Origin of the sequence: Solidesulfovibrio magneticus RS-1, assembly GCF_000010665.1 — a bacterium.
In the GTDB taxonomy this organism is placed as follows: Bacteria; Desulfobacterota; Desulfovibrionia; order Desulfovibrionales; family Desulfovibrionaceae; genus Solidesulfovibrio; species Solidesulfovibrio magneticus.
Genome location: NC_012796.1, coordinates 2,918,808 through 2,938,244, shown reverse-complemented (window position 1 = coordinate 2,938,244; position 19,437 = coordinate 2,918,808). Strand labels below are relative to the sequence as shown.

Here is a 19,437-nt window from a genome sequence, read left to right as displayed (position 1 = left end):
GACTTTTCGTTTTTTTACAGGCCCGGGCAACGACGTTGGCGCGCCGTTGTCCGGGCTTTGTCGTCGAGGGCGAGGCGGTAAGGCGGCGGCGCGGCCGCGCCTCAGCAGACGGAGCGAAAAAGCGGGATGCGGCGCAAGGCCGCGATGGTCCCGAAGGAGGCGAGGAAGACGCCCATCGCTGCCAACGGAATGTACCAGGCCGCCCCTCGCTGAGGCAGGGGCAGGGCGTGGTCGAGGACGTACAAAAAGACCGGATGGATGAGGTAGACGCCAAAGCTCGCTTCGGCCGCCGCGGCAATGAACCGGCTTTGGGGCAACGATGCGGCGTTTTGCCGGAAAAGACAGAACAAGGCCGCTGTCAGGGCCAGGACGGCGACGCCGGCATCCGGCAGCAGATACTGCCGCTGGACTAGTCCCGTGGCCATGACCAGGGCGAAATTGCCCAGCGCCCCGACGGCCACGACGGCCACAAAAACGCTGACCAGCAGCACATTGGGCAACCGCCGGTTCAGGCGCGTTTCGAGCACGTAGCCGGCCGCGTAGCAGCCTACGAACCAGGCAAAGGCCCCGGCCCATTCCAGGCGCAGGCCCTTGATGGCTTCGATGAGTTCCGCCGCCTGGTGCAGGGCCGCGAAAAAAGCGACCACCGCGAAAAAGGCGACCAGATCGGCCCGTTCGGGCCGCCGGCCGATGAGCCAGGCGTTTAAGAAGGGATGGACGAGCATGAGCCCGAAAAACATGGGCAGATACCAGAGGTGGTAATAGGTCGCGCCGGTGACCAGCACGGCATTGACGAAGCGCTCCCGCATATCCAGGCCGTCGCCGCCCGTGGCCCAGGCAAAGAGCAGATAAAACACGCTCCAGAAGGCAAAGGCGGGCAACAGGCGGGCGGCGCGTTTGCCGTAGAAGGCGGCGGCGTTCTCGTTACGGCCGAGCAGCAGCGCGCCGGCCAGCATGACGAAAAGCGGCACGGCAAAGCGCACGGCGCAGTTGACGACGTTGGCGATCCACCAGTCGGTGCGATGCAGGACGGCGATTTGGGCGTAGAGCGGCGCGGTGACATGGATGACCACCACGGCAAAGGCGGCGATAGCCCGCAGCCAGTCGATCCAGTGCTTGCGGCCGGGGTTGGGCCGAGGGCCGTGTACTGAAGAGGCATGATGGGCATTCATAGGGCAAACGGAAGCGGGCGAAGGATCATAGGGGCAATGTCGCTGCAGGTGGGCGGGACTATTCCCCGATGATCTTGACCAGCACGCGTTTTTTGCGCCGGCCGTCGAACTCGCCGTAGAAGATGCGTTCCCAGGTGCCGAAATCCAGGCGGCCCTGGGTTATGGCCACCACGACCTCGCGGCCCATGATCTGGCGTTTCATGTGGGCGTCGGCATTGTCCTCGCCGACGTTGTGGCGGTAGCCAGACACGGGTTCATGGGGGGCGAGCTTTTCCAACCAGACTTCGTAGTCATGGTGCAGCCCGGATTCATCGTCGTTGATAAATACCGAGGCCGTGATGTGCATGGCGTTGACCAGGCACAGGCCTTCGGTGACGCAGGATTCCTTGAGGCAGGCCTCGACGTCGCGGGTGATGTTGACGAATCCACGGCGGGCTGGGACGTTGAACCACAGTTCCTTGCGAAAGCTTTTCATGGGCGCGGCTCCGAAACGTTTTGCCCGGTGTAGCCGAAACAGCCGCGCTTGTCGCGCTCGTAACCCTCGCCCCCACAAAGAGGGGCCGGGAGAGGGGAAACCCCTTTCCCGGCCGCCGAAGCAACAGCATTGTACCTCATGCTCTTTGACTTGCCGACCGGGCAGACAACCAATCAGCGTCGAAAACCCCCTAACACTTTTCTCCAACTGGGGGGTCCGGGGGCCTCAGGCCCCCGGCCGCCGGAGGCATCTTCCTCTTTGTCTCTCTTTACTTTTACCTACTTCTCGCGCGCGAACGGCCAGGCGGCCAGGCCGCCTTCCATGACCGTGACGTTGTCGTAGCCGGCGGCCAGGAGCATCCGCTGGGCCTCGTAGGCCCGCATGGACACGCCGCAGTAGGCCACGATGGGCGTGGTCTTGTCCTGGGGCAGTTCGGCCAGGCGTTTGCGCAATTGGCCCACGGGAATGAGCGTCTCGCCGAGGCCCAGGCGGGTGCGCTCGAATTCCTTGGGGCCGCGCACGTCGAGGAGCAAGGGGCGGTCCCCGGCGTCGAGGCGGGCCTTGATTTCGCCGTTGCCGACGCTGCGCATAAGTCCGCGCATCTTGTTTTGGAGGATGTGGGCCGAGGCGATGGCGTGGTCGATGGCCAGGGAGTAGGGCGGCGCGTAGGGCAGGTCGGCCATGGCCAGATCGTCCACGGTGAGGCCTCCGAGGATGGCCATGGCCATTTCGGCCACCTGCCGGTTGACGTTGCCCGGCCCGACGCAGGAAAAGCCCAGGATACGACCGGTTTTTGCTTCGGCCACGATCTTGGAGACGAGGAGTTTGGCACCCATGAAGCCCGGGATGTCGGAACCGGCGTTGACGGCCGAAACGACATCGATGCCGGCTTCCCTGGCCCGGCGTTCGGACAGGCCCGTGGAGCCGGCGGCGAAATCGAACACCTTGCAGATGCCGCTGCCGATGGTTCCGGGGAAGGTCGCCGTATCGCCCAGGGCGGCGTTTTCGCCGGCCACCCGGCCTTCGAGGTTGGCCAGATCGCCGTAGGGCGCCAGCATGGGCTGGCCGGTCAGGCGATTGGTCACTTCCACGCAGTCGCCGGCGGCGTAGATATCCGGGTCGGAGGTACGCATGTGGGCGTCGATCTTGATGCCGCCGGTGGCTCCAAGTTCCAGGCCGGCGGCCTTGGCCAGGGCGACGTTGGGGGCCACGCCGATGGCCAGCACCACGAGCGAGCAGGGCAGTTCGCGGCCGTCGGCCAGCCGCACGCCCGAAACCGCGCCGTTCGCGCCGAGGATTTCGCTTAGGCCCACGCCCGTCAGCACGGCCGCGCCCTTGGCCTTGGCGTGGTTGGCGACAAGCAGCGCCAGTTCGGGATCGAGGAAGCCGAGGATCTGGGGCAGGGCCTCGACTACGGTGACGGCCAGGCCGGCGTCGGTCAGGGCCTCGCAGGTTTCCATGCCGATGAGCCCGCCGCCGACGATGACGGCCCGGCCGCCGGGCATGGCTTTGGCCTTTTCCCGCAGGAGGTCGGCGTCCTCCAGGCTGGCGAGCGTCGTGACGCCGGCCAGTTCGCGGCCCGGGATGGGCGGAATTTTGGGACTGGAGCCGGTGGCGATGATGAGCTTGTCGTAGGGGAGATGGCCGGTCTCGCCGGAAGCGGCGCGTTTCCAGGCGATGGTATGGGCGGCGCGGTCGATGGCCGTGACTTCTGTGCCGGTCAGGGCGGCCACGCCCTTGGCCCCGGCGAAAAAGGCCGGATCGCGCACCACGCCGGCCGGGGTGGCGAGGAGTTTGTCGCGCTCCTTGACGCTGCCGGCGACGTAGTAGGGGTAGCCGCAGGAGGCCATGGAGAGGTTGGGGGCTTTTTGCAGCAGGGTGACATCGGCGTTTTCGTCCAAGCGTTTGGCCCGGGCGGCGGCCTTGGGGCCGGCGGCGGTGCCGCCGATGACGACGATACGTTTTCTGCTCATGGGGCGTTCTCCTTTGGTGACGCTATGGTATGGCCGCTGCCGCGGCCGGAGGCGCGCTAATTACGATACTGTTCATACCGTAAATTAAAAAGGCCTGCAAGACCGTCGCTCCCCATTCAGGGTGGCGGGGGCAGGCTAGTTGCCGTCAAACATCGTACCCAGCCTTGTTGCCTTCCCAGCCGACAAAGAACCACTCCCCGTCGCCCCCCCTTTAACTTTTTCTCTCGTTGGGGGGTCCGGGGGCCTCAGGCCCCCGGCCGCCGGAGGCACGTCTTCTCTCCCCCAGCAGCGGCTTCGAGGCTGGCGAGGGTCTGGCGGGCGGTGCGCTCCCAGGTGAAGCGGGCTTCGTTGGCGTGGCCTTCGGTGATGAGCGTGCGGCGCAGGGCGTCGTCGGCAAGGACCTGGGCGAGGGCCTGGGTCCAGGCGTCGATGGAGGCGGGATCGACCAGCAGCGCGCCGCGTCCGGCCACTTCGGGCAGGGCGGTGGCGTTGGCGCAGACCACGGGCGTGCCGCAGGCCTGGGCTTCGAGGATGGGCAGGCCGAAGCCTTCGAAGAGTGAAGGGAAGGCCAGGGCCTTGGCGCAGCGGTAGAGCAGTGGCATGTGCTCGCGCGGCACATGGCCGAGGCGATGCACCCGCGAGTTCAGGCCGAGTTGGCGCGTCAGGGAGCTGAAATCTTCGTTCCAGGCCAGGCCGCCGGTGAGGACCAGATCGCAAGAGGTCCGGTCAGCCAGTCGGGCGTAGGCGGCCAGGAGCACGGGCAAGTTTTTTCGCGGCGAGACGTTGCCGCTGTAGAGAATGAAATCCTGGGGCAGGTCCCGGTCGCTGCGGAAGCGGGCCAGGGCGTCGTCAGTTACCGGGGCCTTGTACATGGGGTCGCAGGCGAGGTGGGTGACGGCGACGTGTTCGGACCTGGCCCGGGTCAGGCGCAGGACGTCGCGCCGGGTGTAGTCGGAGATGGCGACCAGACGCTCGGCGCGCCTGGCGCTGTAGCGGATGGCGAACTTCATGTAGCAGGTGTCGGCGGCCCGGTACATGGAGAGCGTCGGGTGGAAGTAGCCGAGGTCGAGCATGGCCACCACGGCCGGGCAGGGAATGCCGGGGGGCATGTTGGACGAGGGGAAAAAGGCGGCGTCGAAGCGGCGGCGGCGCAGGGTCAGGGGCAGGGCCAGCCAGTCGAAGGCCAGCCGGTTGGCCGTGGGCAGGACGATTTCCTCGGCCTCGGGGAAGGTGCCCACGTCCTTGGGATCGGAATAAAAAAGTGTGAAGTCGTGGCCGGCGTCCAGGTCGAGCATGGCCCGCATGAGGCTTAAGAGATATTCCTTGGGGCCGCCGGAGGGATAGGCCAGGGTGCGGGCGTTGACGGCGATGCGCATGGGCTATCCGGCCAGACCGTGTTTTTTGCGGGCATAGGCACGCAGGGGTTCCAGGCGGCAATTGACGTGGCTGGGCAACGGCCGGCCCTTGGCGATGGCGCCAAGCTGGGCCAGGACCGAACCCAGACGCACTTCCAGGGTCACGAGCTTGATTTTGAGTTCATGCAGGAACCCGGAGCCGTGGCGGTGCTGGCAGGCGGCCACGTCGCGGCGAAAGACCTCCTGCCAGGTGGCGGTCTTGGCCGAGGGGTGCAGGCGGAAGGCGGCCAGCACCTTGGGCAGGCGCACGATGCGACCCTGGCGGCTTATCCGCTCGAACAGGTCGAAGTCCATGCAGTAGGAAAAAGTCGTGTCCATGCCGCCGGCCGCCTCGTAGGCGGATTTGCGGAAAAAGGTCGATTGCTGGGGCACGGCCATGGTGTAGCGCATCTGGCGCGAGGAGGGCAGCACCATGTCGATCATGACGGGCTTGCCCTCGGCGTCGGTCAGCACGGTGTCGCCGGTGACCATGACCGCGTCGGGGTGCTTGGCGAAGGCCTCGGCCACGGCGCGAAGCGCGTCGTCGGACCACAGCCAGTCGTCGGAATTGAGCCACCCCAACACCTCGCCCGTGGCCCGGGCAAAGCCTTCGGCCAGGGCGGCGGTCTGGCCGTCGTCCTTGGCCGAGCGCGAGAACGCCAACCGGCCGTCCCAGGCCAACAAGATGTCGGGGGTGGCGTCGGTGGAGCCGCCGTCGAGGACGATATGCTCCACAGCCACGTTTTGCTGGCCGGCCACGGAGGTCAGCGTCTGCTCCAGATAGACGGCCTGATTGTACGATGGGGTGACGATGGTGACCTTGGGCCGCTTGTCGCTTTCCCCGGCGGCCTCGATGAGGGCGTCAAAGACATTTTGGGCGCAGTCCTGCCAGGAGAAGGCAGCGGCCCGGGCCAGGCCCAGGGCGATCTGCTCTCGGCGAAGGTCGAGGTCGGCCATAAGCCGGGTCAGGATGGAGGCCAGGGCGGCGTCGTCGTCCGGGGCGAAGGGCAGGCCGGCTCCGCCGGCGGCTTCGGGCAGGGAGGCGGCCTCGGCATAGGCCACGGGCGTGCCGCTGGCCATGGCTTCGAGCAGCGGCAGCCCGAAGCCTTCGTAGCGCGAGGGAAAGACGAAAGCGGCGGCGGCCCGGTAGGCCAGGGGCAGATCGTCGTCGGGCAGATAGCCCAGGCAGCGCACTCGGCCCGGGGACAGGCTGGCCGCCAGGGCAGCTACGCTCAGTGCGCCAGGATCGCCGTGGCCGACCACGGCCAACACGGCATCCTCGGGCAGCCGGGCCATAGCCCGTAGGGCCACGGTGAGATTTTTGTGGGCCATGAGGTTGCCCACGCACAGGAAAAAGGCCTCCGGCAGGCCGTGGCGGGCGCGGAAATCGGCCAGGGAAGCGATATCGCCAGCATCACCCGTATCGGCGGGCTGGGCCGGGCGGAAACGGTGGTGGTCCACGGCGCAAAGGCTGGTCGGGCGGATGCGAGCCGCCGCCTCGCCGTACAGGGCCAGGGCCTCGGCCCGGGTGAAGGCCGAAAGCGAGAGCGGTATGGTGAGGTTTTCCAGGCTGGCCCGCTGGCGCAAGGCGAACACCCAGCGGATGTGGCGCGGCAGGGTCTCGGGGATGCGCTTCCACAGGACGTCGTTGACCACGCCGAGGCTACGGCCGGTAAAGCCGACGGGCAGCAGGCCGTCCGGGGCGTAGTGCACGTCGCTGCCGACTTCTTTCGTCTGCCAGGCCATGCCGGCCTGTTGCCAGGCGTAGAGCGAGGGGACGTTGACCGTGGCGGCGCGGACGGCTCCGGCCTCGATCAGGGCCAGGGCGGCGGCGTTGACCACGGGCTGGCCCGAGATAAGGGTCAGGCTGTCGCCGCGCGCCTGGGCCAGGGACGCCAGATGGGGCAGGACGGATTCCAGACAACGGCCGATGCCGGTGCGTTTGGGATAGGACAAGGAACTGGCGTCAATGGTGATGCGCATGAAGGTCCGCTTGGCTTGGGAGGTTGCGGGGCGTGTCGGATGCGTTGACATGCGTCAATTCCATCGAATATGCAACCGGCTCCATGTATACGCAATCCAAGGTCATGGTCGTGCGGCGGCCCCGGGCCGGCTCCTTGTGGGCCGGCCTAGCCGCGAACCTCGGTCCGGTGGCCTTTGCCCGGGCCTTTTGGCGTCGTCGCGAGCTTTTGGCCGCTTTTACCCGCATCGAGTTCGCCTCGCGCTACCACGGGGCCCAGCTCGGGGCGCTGTGGAGCCTCGTTTCCCCCCTGGCGACCCTGGCCGTCTACACCTTCGTGTTCTCGGTGGTCTTCAAGCCCTCCTGGGCCGGGGCTGACGGCGGCGTTGCCGGTTACGCCCTGATCCTGTTCGCCGGGCTGACGGCCTTTGAGGTCTTTTCGGGCAGTGTGAACCGCGCGCCGAGACTTCTTTCGGAAAACGTCAATTTCATCAAAAAAGTCCAGTTTCCCCTGGAGATCCTGCCGGTGGGGCTGGTGCTGGCCGCCTGCCTGGAATCCCTGGCCGCCCTGTCCCTGGTGGTCCTGGGGGTGCTGGTCACCACCGGAGCCTTGCACCCGACCGCACTTTTGGCCCCCCTGGCCTACATCCCCCTGGCCATGCTGACTTTGGGGCTGTGTTGGCTGCTGGCCCCGGTGGGGGTGTTTCTCAAGGACCTGGGCAACATCATCGGCGTGGTTGTGCAGCTGCTGTTTTTCGCCACCCCCATCCTCTATCCGCTCTCGGCCGTGCCCGAGCCGTACCGGGACCTTTTGGCGCTTAATCCGCTGCATCCCGTGGTGGACCACCTGCGCCGGACCATTATTTATGGTCAGATGCCGGACTGGCCGGCCCTGGGGCTGACCACCGTCATTTGCGCCGTGGTCATGCTGGCCGGGTACTCCTTTTTTACCAATGTGAAGAGGCTTTTTGCCGATGTCGTCTGAGACCCCGGTCATCGACGTGCGAAACGTCTCCAAGATGTACGAGCTCTACGCCCGGCCCCAGGACCGGCTGCGCCAGATGCTCGTGCCCGGCGGCAAGAAGCTTTACCGCGAGCACTGGGCCCTTCGCGACGTGTCATTTACTGTCTCGCCCGGCGAATCCTTTGGCATCATCGGCAAGAACGGAGCCGGCAAATCGACCCTGCTGCAAATCCTGGCCGGCGTGCTGGAGCCGACCGGCGGCGAGGCCATCCTGCCCGAGCGCACCACGGCGCTTCTGGAACTCGGTTCCGGGTTTAAGCCGGAATTTACCGGCCGGCAAAACGTCTTTGTCAACGCCGCCGTGCTGGGCATCCCCCGGGCCGAGGCCCTGGCCCGCATGGACGACATCGCGGCCTTTGCCGACATCGGGCCGCACTTCGACCAGCCGGTGCGCACCTATTCCAGCGGCATGTTCTTGCGCCTGGCCTTTGCCGTGACCACGAGCCTCACCCCGGACGTCCTTATCATCGACGAGGCCTTGGCCGTGGGCGACGTCTTTTTCCGCCAGAAATGCTACAAGCGCCTGGAAGGACTCCTGGCTCAAGGCACGGTGGTGGTGCTCGTTTCCCACGCCATGAACGACGTGGCCCAGTTCTGCCGGCGGGGACTGCTCCTCGAACACGGCCGGGTGGGCTATCTCGGCGACGCGGCGGCGGCGGTCAAACGCTACATGGTCGGCGGCGGCGACTACGTGCCGACATCCCTTGGCGACGCGTCGCGAAATCTCGACCTGCCGCCCGAAGGCCAGGACGGCGACGGCTGGCCGGCCCAGGACGCCTTCCTTGATCTTTCCGGCGCGGCCGTGGCCGAAAACGACTGGGCCGGCTGCACCCACGTGGCCGTGTGCGACGCCTCGGGCCAACCCTGCCGCAGCTTCGAGCAGGGCGAGACGGTCTCGATTTTTTGCCGCTACGCCGTGCGCCACGACCTGGAAGTGGCCGTGGCCGGGGTGGAACTGATAAACGACAAGCGCGTGATCGTTTTCGGCAAAAACACCCTGCAATTCGACTGCGACCACGCCCTGGCCACGCCGAACGGCACGGTGTTGCGGGCGCGTTTTGATCTCAAGCTCGATCTGGCTCCGGGCGAATACACCTTCAATCTCGGCTTTTCGGCCCTGTCCGTGAGCGATTTCGAGCGCCGGGCCAGCCTGTCCCACGAAGAACTGGAGGGCCGGACCACGGTCATCTCCATCGTGACCCGGGCCGGGGATTTCCTGGTGACGTTTCGCAGCCGCGACACCACGCCCGTGCAGCTCACCCATCACGGCGTGGCCAATCTGCCCGGCCAGGCGACCCTGCGCCTGTATGGCGGCGAGTCCGCTCCGTAATTCCCCAGCGCGACGGGACCAACGAACACGGACAATAGTTAACCCACCCCCTTGGAAAGTTTTTGGGGAAGGTGGGGGTCTGGGGGAGGAAACCCCTTTTTTCAAAAAGGGGTTTCCTCCCCCAGTTTGGGAGTTTTCATATGCGGCAGTGTTGGTGCGGGATGGGCGGGTTGGAGCCTTTCGGGGCCGAGTACATGCTGTGCCCGGGCTGCGGCACCTTGGTGTCGCGGGTCGAGGACGGCGAGCGCTACGGCCGGGACTACTGGTACGACCATCAGGTGGCCGACCTGGGCCAGCCGTCCATTGAGGTCCGGGCCCGGCGCGATTTGCCCGAGCGCTGCCTGGGCTGGCTCAAGTTTCTGCTTTCGGCCTGTCTGCCGCCGGGCGAGACGTTGGAGCTGGGTTGTGCCCACGGCGGCTTCACGGCGCTCTTGTCGCGGGCCGGGTTTCGGGCCAGGGGGCTGGAGCTTGACGGCTCGGTGGCCCGGTTGGCCGGGGAAACCTTCGGCATAGAAGTTTTGGCCGGGCCACTGGAGGAGCAGGCCATTGCTCCGGGGAGCCTTTCGGCTGTGGTCCTCATGGACGTGTTGGAGCATCTGCCCGATCCGGTGGGGTTGCTGCGGCGGGTGGCCGAGCTGCTTGCTCCGGGCGGGGTGGTGCTGGTGCAGACCCCACGCTTTCCGGCCGGGGCCAGCCATGAGCGGCTTTTGGCCGAGGCCGATCCGTTTACGCGCATGTTGCTGCCGGCCGAACACCTCTATCTTTTCAGCCAGTCAGCGGCGCGGGCGCTTTTCACGGCCGCCGGGTTGCCGCATCTGCGCTTTGGCACGGCGCTTTTCCCTTACGACATGCTGTTTCTGGCCGGCAAGGAAGCCCTGGCCGACCACGACGACGCTGCTGTGGAAAAGGCGCTTTGCGCCCAGCCGGACGGCCGGCTGACCCTGTCCATGCTCGATCTGGCCCGCCGGGCCGAGGCGGCCGAGGCCGAGGCGGATCGGCTGTGCGGCGGCGAGGCTCCGGTGATCGGGGGCCTGGAAGGCGTGGTGCGCGAGATGGCCTCGGGCTGGGTGTCCGAGGGGCGGCTGCCCCAGTTCGTCAACAAGGCGCTCCTGCGAGTCGGTCGGGTGGCCTGGTTCTGGAACAAGGCCGTCAAATACGTGCTCAAGGAGCGCGGCCGCCGGGCCGTCCCGGCCGCCAAGGCCACGGACAAGGCGCTCGTGCTGGTCGATCTCACCCCGGTGCTGCCCGGGGGCGACAACGGCGGGGCCAAGCTCATGACTATCCTGCTGCTCCACGCCTTGTGCGACATGCGGCCGGACTGGCGCTTCGTGTGCCTGACCGCCGACGCCGCCCACGAGGAGCTCTCCCACCTCGACGCGCCAAACGTCGAGCGGGTCCGGGCCTCGACCCTGGGGCGGCTGCGCGGCTTGGCCCACTGGCGCGGCCAGCCCGTGGACCTGTATTTCTGCCCGTTTACCATGCCCTATTTCCACCATCCCGACGTGCCGGCCGTGTCGGTGGTCTATGATCTGCAGTACGCCGCCTATCCGCAGTTTTTCGCGCCCGATGACGAGGCCGGGCGGGAGCGCACATTCTTGACCGCCGCCCGGCTGGCCGAGCGGCTGGTGTGCATCTCGGAATTCACCCGCCAGTCCGTGCTGGCCCAGGGCAATGTGCCGCCCGGGCGCACGGCCACGGTGCATATCTCCCTGCCGCGCCGGCTGATGCGCGCCGCCCCCGAGGCCGTGGCGGCCGCCCGGGCGCGTCTGGAGCTGGGAGAAGCGCGCTATTTCCTTTATCCGGCCAATTACTGGCCGCATAAAAACCACCGCATGTTGCTGACCGCTTTCGGCATGTTGGCAGCCGGCCGGACCGACGACGTCCGGTTGGTATTGACCGGGGCGGACACCGGGCTTCGGGCCGAACTCGGTCAGGCGGCGGCGCGCCTGGGATTGGCCGAGCGGGTGACTTTTGCCGGCTACGTGTCCGATGAGGAGCTTTCGGCGCTTATGACCGGCGCGGCTGCTTTGGTTTTCCCCTCGCTCTTCGAGGGCTTCGGGATGCCGCTGGTCGAGGCCATGGCCGTGGGCACGCCGATTGTCTGTTCCGACGTGACCAGCCTGCCCGAGGTCGGCGGCGATGCGGCGCTCTATTTCGATCCCAAGCGGCCCGATACGATTGTCGCCGCCTTGAGCCGGCTCCTGGACGAACCCGGGCTGGTCGAAGGGCTTGTGGCCAAGGGTCGGGAGCGACTGGCCGCCTTCGGCGGCCCCGAGGACATGGCCCGAAAGTACCTGGCTGTTTTCGAGGACGTGCTGGCCCGGCCGGTGTCCCAGAGCACGGCCGTGCGCGGGCTGTGGGCCGACGGTTGGTGCGGGACGAGGCTTTTCGCGGCCTATGGCCCGGCGGCCCATCGCCAGTGGCTGCGGGCGACATTCGCCCTGCCGGCCGAGGCCCCGGCGGCCCGGGTGACGGTGACGGCCCTGGTGGCCGGCCGGGCGGTCGGCAAGGCGCAAACGCTCAAGCGCGGCGGCCGGGCGGCGTTTTCCCTCGACCTGCCGCCGGCCGGCGGCTGCGTGGAATTCCTGTTCGACGGCGCGCGCCGGGGCGACGGCCAGGGGCCGGGCGCGGACCGGCGACGGCTGTCGGCGCGCTGCGAAGAGCTGCGCCTAACCGACGGCGCGCGCGACGTGGATCTGCGTTACGCCGGAGGCGACCATGGGCAAGCTTAGCGTCGCCGCCGTCACGCCCTCCTACAACCAGGGGCAATTTATTGGCCGCACCATCGACAGCGTGCTGTCCCAGGGTGTGGCCGACCTTGAATACGTGGTCATGGACGGCGGCAGCACCGACGAGACCGTGGCCGTGCTGGAAAGCTACGGCGACCGTCTGACCTTCCGGTCGGAGCGCGACAAGGGCCAGCCCGACGCTGTCAACAAGGGCATTGCCGCCACAACCGGCGAGGTCATTGCCTGGCTCAATTCCGACGATGTGTATATGCCCGGCGCGCTACAAGCAGTGCTTGAGGTGTTTGAAGAACATCCCGACGTGGATGTGGTTTACGGCGACGGCGACCATATCGATGTCCACGACGCCTTCATCGAGGCCTACCCGGTGCAGCCTTTTGATCTCACGCGCCTCAAGGAGCGCTGCATCATCTGCCAGCCGGCTGCCTTCGTGCGCCGCCGGGCCGTGGAGCGCTTCGGCGTCCTGGACCTGCGCTGGCAGTATACCCTGGACTACGAATTCTGGCTGCGACTGGCCAAGGGCGGGGCGGTCTTCCGCTACCTGCCGCGCAAGCTGGCCGGGTCGCGGTTCTACCCCCAGACCAAGACCTCCGGGGCACGGCTGAAAGTCCACGCCGAGATCAACGACATGCTGCGCCACACCTTCGGCACGACCCCGGACCGGTGGCTGTGCAACTACGCCCATGTCCTGGTGGAAGAGCAGTGGGGTTTAACGGGCAGCCGGCTCTTTACCCCGGCCGTGGCCCTGGCGTCGCTGGGGGCATCCTGGCGCTGGAACCGTTCGATCTCGCCGGGGTTATGGCGCACCGTCGCTTCCTGGTTGACGCGGGGCCTTATCCGCCCCGGAGGCGGCCCGGCATGAGGATCGGCTTCGACGTCTCCCAGACCGGTTCGGGCAAGGCCGGCTGCGGCTATTTCGCGGCCGGGTTGTTGAGTTCCCTGGCCCATGTGGATACGGCCAACGACTATGTGCTCTATCCGGCCTGGGGCGACTTTTTCCGCGAGCCGCGCCCCGGGGCTTGTTTGCGCCCCGCTGGCGGCCGATTCCGCCAGGGGCCGGCCTTTGGCCGTTTTTGGGACCAGAAACGCTTCTTCCGCCAGCCGCCGGCCGATTTTGAGGCCCGCCTGGGGCAACCAGACATTGTCCACGCCAACAACTTTTTTTGCCCAACGGGCCTGACCCGGGCGCGGCTGGTCTACACGCTTTATGACCTGTCGTTTCTGGTCGAGCCGGCCTGGACAACAGAGGGCAACCGCACCGGCTGTTTCGACGGCGTCTTTGGGGCGGCGATCCGGGCGGATTGCATCGTCTCGATCTCGAAATATTCCCTCAAGCACTTCTTGAAGGTTTTTCCGCGCTATCCCCGGGAACGCACGGTGGTGGCCCCGCTGGCCAGCCGCTTTGGCCTGTCGAGCCCCCGGACCCGGCCGGCCGCCTTGGACGGAATGGAAACGGGTTCCTTTTGGCTGTGCGTGGGCACCATCGAGCCGCGAAAAAACCATGAGCGGCTTTTCGCCGCCTACGCCGCCTGGCGGCGGGAGACCGGCGGGACCATGCCCCTGGTCCTGGCCGGCGGCAAGGGCTGGCTCATGGACGATCTGGCCCGCACGGCGGCTGAACTGGGCATTGCCGAGCATCTCGTCTTCACGGGCTACGTGTCCGACGCCGAACTGGCCTGGCTCTACGCCTCGTGCCACGCCTTCCTCTATCCGTCCCTGTTCGAGGGCTTCGGCTTGCCGGTGCTGGAGGCCATGAGCCTTGGCGCGGCGGTCATCTGCGCCGACGCCACATCATTGCCGGAAGTGGCCGGGGACGCGGCCGTGCTGGTCGATCCCCTAGACGTGGCCGGGTTGGCCCGGGCCATGGCCGCGCTGAGCGCTGATACGGCAATGGCGGCGACGCTGCGGGAAAAATCCCTGGCCCGGGCCGGGCTTTTTTCCTGGGACACCACCGCCCGCATCGTTCTTGACGCCTACGCGCGCGTCGTCTCCCAGCCGCCGGCCTGGGGGTAGCCCACCCTCATTGTCGCCGGTTTCTGTGAAGGCCCCTGGGACGCCCTTGGTGGTCGTCTGGCGCCATTTCGTGCCCTTGCGCCTTACCCACGACAACGGACAGGCGACAGCCTCTCCAGCCAACCGTTGACGCTTCTCGAGTCGCGTCCCTTAACAAATACGATGGTTTTTTAAGAAATATTAAGGGGTTTAGCCTGTTGTCCGCGGAATCCCCATGTACTTTTTGTGGTCGTGAGACGAGGCCTCCCCTACGACGTGAAAACGCCCCGCCCTCATCGCAGCCGGACTGCGGGGAGGGCGGGGCGTATTGCCTTGCCAGGCGGCGCGCGGCGGCGACGCCTGGCTATTCGAACAGCTTCTTGATCTCGGGATCGGCCGGGTAGGCCTCGTCGAGGTTCACCACCTCGGCCTTGAAGTTCTCGCCCAGCTTCCAGGCAAAATCCGGGCCGCCTGGCAGTTGCTGGAGGTCCAGGCGGTTGACGGTCTTGCCTCGGGTATAGGCCCGGGCGAAAAGCGTCTTGCCGCCGGGGCCGGGCCGTCCGGCCGTGCCGGCGTTAAGGCCGCTGCCCAGCAGCACGTCCAGGGCGTCGGGGTGGGCGGCCAGGAAGGCTTCCTCGTCGAGCATGCCAATGCCGCTGACGCCGATGACCAGAGCCGCCGATGGCCGCAGCTTCCTGGCCGCCTCGGCCACGGCGTCGCCCACGGCCGGGGGCGTGGGTTTGGTCAGATCGGCCGGGGCCGGGAAAAAGACGATGCCCACCTTGACCCCGCCCTTGTCGATGACAGCGGTGGCCGGCTTGTCGCCAAGAACCGTGAAGCCGGCCGGGATGGGCGCACCGACGCTTTGGAGATACTCGGCTTCGCTAGGCAGGATGGCCCCGGCGTCGTAGCGAAGGCGCGCCATGGCCTGGCTGATGGCCGGCAGGCGGCGCGGCTCGGGCTTTTTCTCCGGGCCGTCGGACAGGATTTCAAAAGGGGCGGCAATGACCAGGGTACGGTCCTTGCCAAGCGCGGCGCTGCGCAGCGATTCGATGAAGGCGGCCCTCCGGGCCAGCCCGCCGACGAGCTTACCGCCTCAGGACGGGCAGGGCTCGTAGTTGCCGTAGGTGTTGCCGGACAGGACGATGGTCAGTGCCGGTTCCTGGGCCTGGGTCGGAAGGCCGTAGAGGACCGTCAGGGCCAGGAACAACGCCGCAGCCAGCAGGCGGCGCAATGCGGTGTACACGGTTAGCCTCGAAAGGTTAAAGGCCGCCGCCCGGAAGAGGCGACGGCCGAAATTACTTGAGAATGGCCTCGACAGCCGGATCTTGCGGGAAGTTCTCGTCCAGGGGGTCGACCTTGGCCGTGAAGTTCTCGCCGATTTTCCAGCTAAATCCCGGCGCGCCCGGCAGGGCGGCCAGATCCAGGCGGTTTATGGTCTTGCCCTTGATGTAGGCCCGGGTCCACAGGGTACGGCCGTCCTTGGAGGTGCGCGAAGCAAAGCCCGAGCCGCCGCCGCTGCCAAGCAGCACATCCACCGCGCCGGACTTGGCGTTGATGAAGGCTTCTTCGTCAAGCGCTCCCCAGGGGCTCACGCCCACCACCAGGGCGACCTTGCCGCGCAGTTCGACGGCGGCCTTGGCCGCGGCGTCTATGAGTTTGTCCGGCACAGCGGCGCTGATGTCTTTCGGCATGGGGAAAAAGACCAACCCGACCTGCTTGCCGCCGACGTTGACGACGGCCGTGGTGGGCGCGTCGCCAAGCAGCACGGCCCCCTTGGGCAGGGCGGCCTTGTTGGCCGACAGGATGGCCGCTTCCTGGGGTGTGACGGCCAGGGCGTCATAGCGAAGTTTTTCGTGGGCCTTGGCCACGGCCGGGAGCTTGGCCGGCTCGGGCGGGGCGGCCGAGACTTCGGGAGCGAATTCCCAGGGTCCGGCTATGGCCAGGGTTTTGCCGGAAGCTCGGGCCGTGTCGATTGCGCTGGCCCGCCGGGCCAGTCCGCCGAGCTTTTGCGGGCCGCAGGTGGGGCAGGGGTCGAAATAGCCGTAGGTATTGCCGGCGTAGAGGATGGTCAGCGCCGGTTCAGCGGCCAACGCCGCCGCCGTGGTCATAGCCGTGACGGCCAGGACCAGCAGCAAGGTGGTCAGGGTGCGCATGGGTGCTACTTGTTGAGATATTCCTTGAGTTCCTTGCCGGGGCGGAAGAAGGGAAGCTTCTTGGGCGCCACGGTGACGACGTCGCCGGACTTGGGATTGCGGCCGGTGTAGCCCTTGTAGCCCTTGATCTTGAAGCTGCCGAATCCCCGGATTTCCACGCGGTCTTCGTTGATAAGCGCCTGTTTGACGGAATCGACAAAGGCGTTGACGATGTCGGCGGCTTCGTCGATGTGCAGGTCCTTGGTCTCGGCCAGGGTCTTGATGAGTTCGCTTTTGTTCATCGCGTGGTCCTCGCGCTGTTGACGGTTGGCCGGACGCCTCCCCAAGCTGGCGGAGTGCAATCGTCCATCTATTTCATACCATTGCCGAAAACAACGGTCCCCCGTCAAGTCCTACTTGCGAATCGTTGGAATTTTTCCCAGCACCGGCCCGCCGAGCAGTTCGTCGTGGCGCTGCTGGCGCACCCGGTGCAGCCGCACCGCGCCGCTGACGATGTCCAGGGCGGCGGGGCTTTTGGGGGCGTGGCGCAGCAGGGGAATCTGGCGGCGCACGGCGTCGGGCAGGGCCTGGTCATGACGCACGCCGCCGATGAGCTGGGGTTCGAAGCCCAGGAAATGGCTGCAAGCCGCCGACAGCCGGGCAAAGGTGGCCTGGGTGTCCGAGACCCGCTCCACTTGGTTGACCAGCACGTGGAAGTCGGAAATGCCGTACTGGGTGTGGAGCACCTTGATGACGGCGTAGGAGTCGGTGAGCGAAGTCGGTTCCGGAGTGACGACCAGCACCCGCATCTGGCTCATGGCGGCCACGGACAGCACCGTGGGCGAGATGCCGGCCCCGAGGTCGAGCATGAGGTAGTCGTAGCCGCCAAACACGCCGTTAAGCTTTTGGAACAGCACCTCGCGCATGTCGTCGTCCATCTCCAGCAGCTCGGGCACGCCGCTGGCCGCCGGCAGGAAGTCGAAACCGCCGGGCTCGACAGGCACCATGACCTCGGCAGCGGTCACTTCCGGGCGAAACAGGTCCTGGAGATTTTTTTCCGGCGACAGGCCGAGCAGCACGTCGACGTTGGCCAGGCCCACGTCGAAGTCCATGAGCAGCACCCGGTGGCCGGCGCGAAACAGGGCATAGCTGAGGTTCAGCGTCAGGTTGGATTTCCCGACCCCGCCCTTGCCGCTTAAAATGGCCACCGACAGCGTGGCGTTGGGATTTGAGGCTTCGGGCATACGCCGTATCATCCTTTGGTCGTGCCGGTGAAAAGAAAGCGCTTTTCATCGGCCCGCACCAGGGTTTTTTCAGGGGTTCCGGTCAGGTCGGCGATGGGGGCGCAGCGGACGCGGTCCTTGCCCGCCGCTTTGGCCGCATAGAGGGCCTCGTCGGCCATGGCGTAGAGCTTCTCCCAGCCGATGGCCACTTTGCCCTTGGTGCAGGCGATGCCGGCGGAAAGGGTCACGCAAAGGGGCGTGTCCACACCGTCGCAGACCACCCGAAGCGTGCGGGCCGATTCGATGAGGCGCTCGACGATGCCTTCGGCCCGGACCATGCCGACGCCAGGCAGGATCAGGGCGAATTCCTCGCCGCCGACCCGGGCGGCGTAGTCGTAGGTGCGCTTTTCGGCGGCCAAAAGCGCGCCCATGGTTTCCAGCACCCGGTCGCCGCAGGGGTGGCCGTAGGTGTCGTTGACCGTTTTGAAATTGTCGAGGTCGAGCAGCACCAGGGCCAGGGGCTGGCCCGAGCGCGAGGAGCGGATGAGTTCGGCGGACAGGATACGCTCGAACGCGCCCCGGTTGTGAAGCTTGGTCAGGGGATCGTGTTCGGAGAGAAAGACCAGTTCCTTGAGCGTCTGCTGGATACGCGTGAGATAAGGGAACGGGTTGGCGGTGATGGGCAGGGCCATCCAGTCGCGCAGGTCGCGCCGCGCGCCAAGCCCCTCCCATTCCTGAAGCGTCAGCCCCGAGCACAAGCGCATGATGACCAGCCCTTCACCTTCCTCGGCGCAAGCCGGCTTGTCCGTTCCGTCGAGCAACTGGCGCAGCTCGTCCAGCTCGGCGGCCAGGGCCTCGTCCGGGAAGTCCGGCGAACAGCCGTCGCTATTTGCGGGAGTCATCGCCCGACGCCAGGAGGAAGCCGCGAATGAACTTGTCCAGGTCGCCGTCCAACACCGCTTCGACGTCGCCGGCGTCCACGCCGGTGCGATGGTCCTTGACCAGTCGGTATGGCTGCATGGTGTAGGTCCTTATCTGGGATCCGAAACCGATGGCGTTTTTGGATTCGTAGCTTTCCTGCTTCTCGGCCTCAAGCTTTTTGAGCTCCAGGTCATAAAGCCTGGCCTTGAGCACCTTCATGGCCGTCTCACGGTTGCGGTGCTGCGACTTCTCGTTTTGGCACTGCACCACGATGTTGGTGGGCAGGTGGGTGATGCGGATGGCCGAGGACGTCTTGTTGACGTGCTGGCCGCCCGGCCCCGACGCCCGGAACACGTCCACCCGCAGATCGTCTTCCTTCACCTCGATGTCGATGTCCACGCCGGCGTCGGGGTAGACGTCCACCGAGGCAAAGGAGGTGTGGCGTCGGCCCGAAGAGTCGAAGGGCGAGATGCGGATCAACCGGTGGATGCCTTTTTCCACGGCCAGCAGGCCGTAGGCGTAAGGGCCGGAAATTTGCAGGGTGACGCTTTTGACGCCGGCTTCGTCGCCGGGCAGGAAGTCGAGCATCTTGACGTCGAAACGCTTGCGTTCGGCCCAGCGGCGGTACATGCGCAGCAGCATCTCGGCCCAGTCCTGGGCCTCGGTGCCGCCGGCTCCGGGGTGGATTTCAAGGATGGCGTCGGCGTTGTCCTCGGGGCCGAAAAAGGCGGCCAGTTCGGCGTCGGCCAGTTCGGAGCGAAGCGTGTCGATCTGTTCGGCCAGGGCGTCGAGGATCTCCGGGCTGCCGTCGTCCTTGGCCATGCCGAGCCATTCCTCAAGGTCGGCCCGGGCGGCCAGCAGACGCTCGCCGTCGGCGACCTTGGTGGCCAGGGCGCTTTTTTCCCGAAGAATCGGGGTCAGACGCTCGGGATTATCCCAAGCGCCGGGCTGGGACAGTTCGGCTTCGATGAGTTCAAGACGCTGGCGGCTTTTGTCCAGGTCAAAGACGCCTCCAGAATCCTTCGAATTTTTCCAAAAGCTCGGCGCCCTGGGTGCGCAGTTCCGAATATTGCAGCATGTCGTGAGCAGTC

General features: G+C 66.5%; 17 protein-coding genes. 5 read left to right on the top strand and 12 right to left on the bottom strand.

Going from position 1 to position 19,437, the window contains the following annotated elements:
- Positions 1-101: 101 nt before the first annotated feature.
- The 5 genes from DMR_RS12555 to DMR_RS12535 all read right to left on the bottom strand — a co-directional run bounded on the left by DMR_RS12555 (position 102) and on the right by DMR_RS12535 (position 6,997).
- Positions 102-1,172 (bottom strand): acyltransferase, encoded by a 1,071-nt coding sequence (locus DMR_RS12555; protein ID WP_015861291.1) that lies wholly within the window; start codon positions 1,170-1,172, stop codon positions 102-104.
- Positions 1,173-1,230: 58 nt separating this feature from the next.
- On the bottom strand, positions 1,231-1,647 hold the full coding sequence (locus tag DMR_RS12550) for a secondary thiamine-phosphate synthase enzyme YjbQ (protein WP_015861290.1): 417 nt from the start codon (positions 1,645-1,647) through the stop codon (positions 1,231-1,233).
- 278 nt (positions 1,648-1,925) lie between these two features.
- A complete protein-coding gene (locus DMR_RS12545) occupies positions 1,926-3,620 on the bottom strand; it encodes an FAD-dependent oxidoreductase (RefSeq protein ID WP_015861289.1) in 1,695 nt (564 codons plus the stop codon).
- A gap of 245 nt (positions 3,621-3,865) precedes the next feature.
- Positions 3,866-4,996 carry a glycosyltransferase family 4 protein gene (locus DMR_RS12540; RefSeq protein WP_015861288.1) on the bottom strand — a complete coding sequence of 377 codons (1,131 nt, stop codon included), beginning with the start codon at positions 4,994-4,996 and terminating at the stop codon, positions 3,866-3,868.
- A gap of 3 nt (positions 4,997-4,999) precedes the next feature.
- Positions 5,000-6,997 carry a glycosyltransferase gene (locus DMR_RS12535; protein WP_015861287.1) on the bottom strand — a complete coding sequence of 666 codons (1,998 nt, stop codon included), beginning with the start codon at positions 6,995-6,997 and terminating at the stop codon, positions 5,000-5,002.
- 83 nt (positions 6,998-7,080) lie between these two features.
- Here DMR_RS12535 and DMR_RS12530 point away from each other — a divergent pair, with 83 nt between their 5' ends.
- From DMR_RS12530 to DMR_RS12510, 5 genes are all read left to right on the top strand, one after another.
- A complete protein-coding gene (locus tag DMR_RS12530; protein WP_232502783.1) occupies positions 7,081-7,959 on the top strand; it encodes an ABC transporter permease in 879 nt (292 codons plus the stop codon).
- The gene (locus tag DMR_RS12525) at positions 7,949-9,328 is read left to right on the top strand and encodes an ABC transporter ATP-binding protein (protein WP_015861285.1); all 1,380 of its coding nucleotides are present in this window, start codon (positions 7,949-7,951) and stop codon (positions 9,326-9,328) included. The genes DMR_RS12530 and DMR_RS12525 overlap by 11 nt, the downstream gene beginning before the upstream one ends.
- 140 nt (positions 9,329-9,468) lie before the next feature.
- Positions 9,469-12,060: a glycosyltransferase gene (locus tag DMR_RS12520; protein WP_015861284.1), complete on the top strand. Its 2,592-nt coding sequence runs from the start codon at positions 9,469-9,471 to the stop codon at positions 12,058-12,060.
- Positions 12,047-12,937: a glycosyltransferase family 2 protein gene (locus tag DMR_RS12515; protein WP_015861283.1), complete on the top strand. Its 891-nt coding sequence runs from the start codon at positions 12,047-12,049 to the stop codon at positions 12,935-12,937. The genes DMR_RS12520 and DMR_RS12515 overlap by 14 nt, the downstream gene beginning before the upstream one ends.
- A complete protein-coding gene (locus tag DMR_RS12510; RefSeq protein WP_015861282.1) occupies positions 12,934-14,088 on the top strand; it encodes a glycosyltransferase family 4 protein in 1,155 nt (384 codons plus the stop codon). The genes DMR_RS12515 and DMR_RS12510 overlap by 4 nt, the downstream gene beginning before the upstream one ends.
- A gap of 343 nt (positions 14,089-14,431) precedes the next feature.
- On the opposite strand, the gene DMR_RS12505 is transcribed toward DMR_RS12510, so the two are convergent.
- From DMR_RS12505 to prfB, 7 genes are all read right to left on the bottom strand, one after another.
- Entirely contained in the window at positions 14,432-14,992 is a 561-nt protein-coding gene (locus DMR_RS12505; RefSeq protein ID WP_015861281.1) for a UshA-like (seleno)protein family 2, read from the bottom strand.
- A gap of 171 nt (positions 14,993-15,163) precedes the next feature.
- The gene (locus DMR_RS25055) at positions 15,164-15,313 is read right to left on the bottom strand and encodes a hypothetical protein (protein ID WP_173362479.1); all 150 of its coding nucleotides are present in this window, start codon (positions 15,311-15,313) and stop codon (positions 15,164-15,166) included.
- Between the two features lie 52 nt (positions 15,314-15,365).
- Positions 15,366-16,223, bottom strand: coding sequence for a UshA-like (seleno)protein family 2 (locus DMR_RS12500; protein ID WP_015861280.1), 858 nt, complete (start codon positions 16,221-16,223; stop codon positions 15,366-15,368).
- A gap of 5 nt (positions 16,224-16,228) precedes the next feature.
- Positions 16,229-16,504, bottom strand: a complete 276-nt coding sequence (locus DMR_RS12495) for an HU family DNA-binding protein (RefSeq protein WP_005993416.1) — start codon at positions 16,502-16,504, stop codon at positions 16,229-16,231.
- 111 nt (positions 16,505-16,615) lie between these two features.
- Complete coding sequence (locus tag DMR_RS12490) at positions 16,616-17,446, bottom strand: MinD/ParA family protein (protein ID WP_015861279.1); 831 nt, start codon at positions 17,444-17,446, stop codon at positions 16,616-16,618.
- A gap of 8 nt (positions 17,447-17,454) precedes the next feature.
- Positions 17,455-18,327: a GGDEF domain-containing protein gene (locus DMR_RS12485; RefSeq protein WP_015861278.1), complete on the bottom strand. Its 873-nt coding sequence runs from the start codon at positions 18,325-18,327 to the stop codon at positions 17,455-17,457.
- A protein-coding gene (gene prfB, locus DMR_RS12480) for a peptide chain release factor 2 (RefSeq protein ID WP_173362478.1) occupies positions 18,311-19,424 on the bottom strand; the annotation gives its coding sequence in 2 pieces (ribosomal slippage) (positions 18,311-19,348 and positions 19,350-19,424; 1,113 coding nt in all). The genes DMR_RS12485 and prfB overlap by 17 nt, the downstream gene beginning before the upstream one ends.
- Positions 19,425-19,437 lie beyond the last annotated feature (13 nt).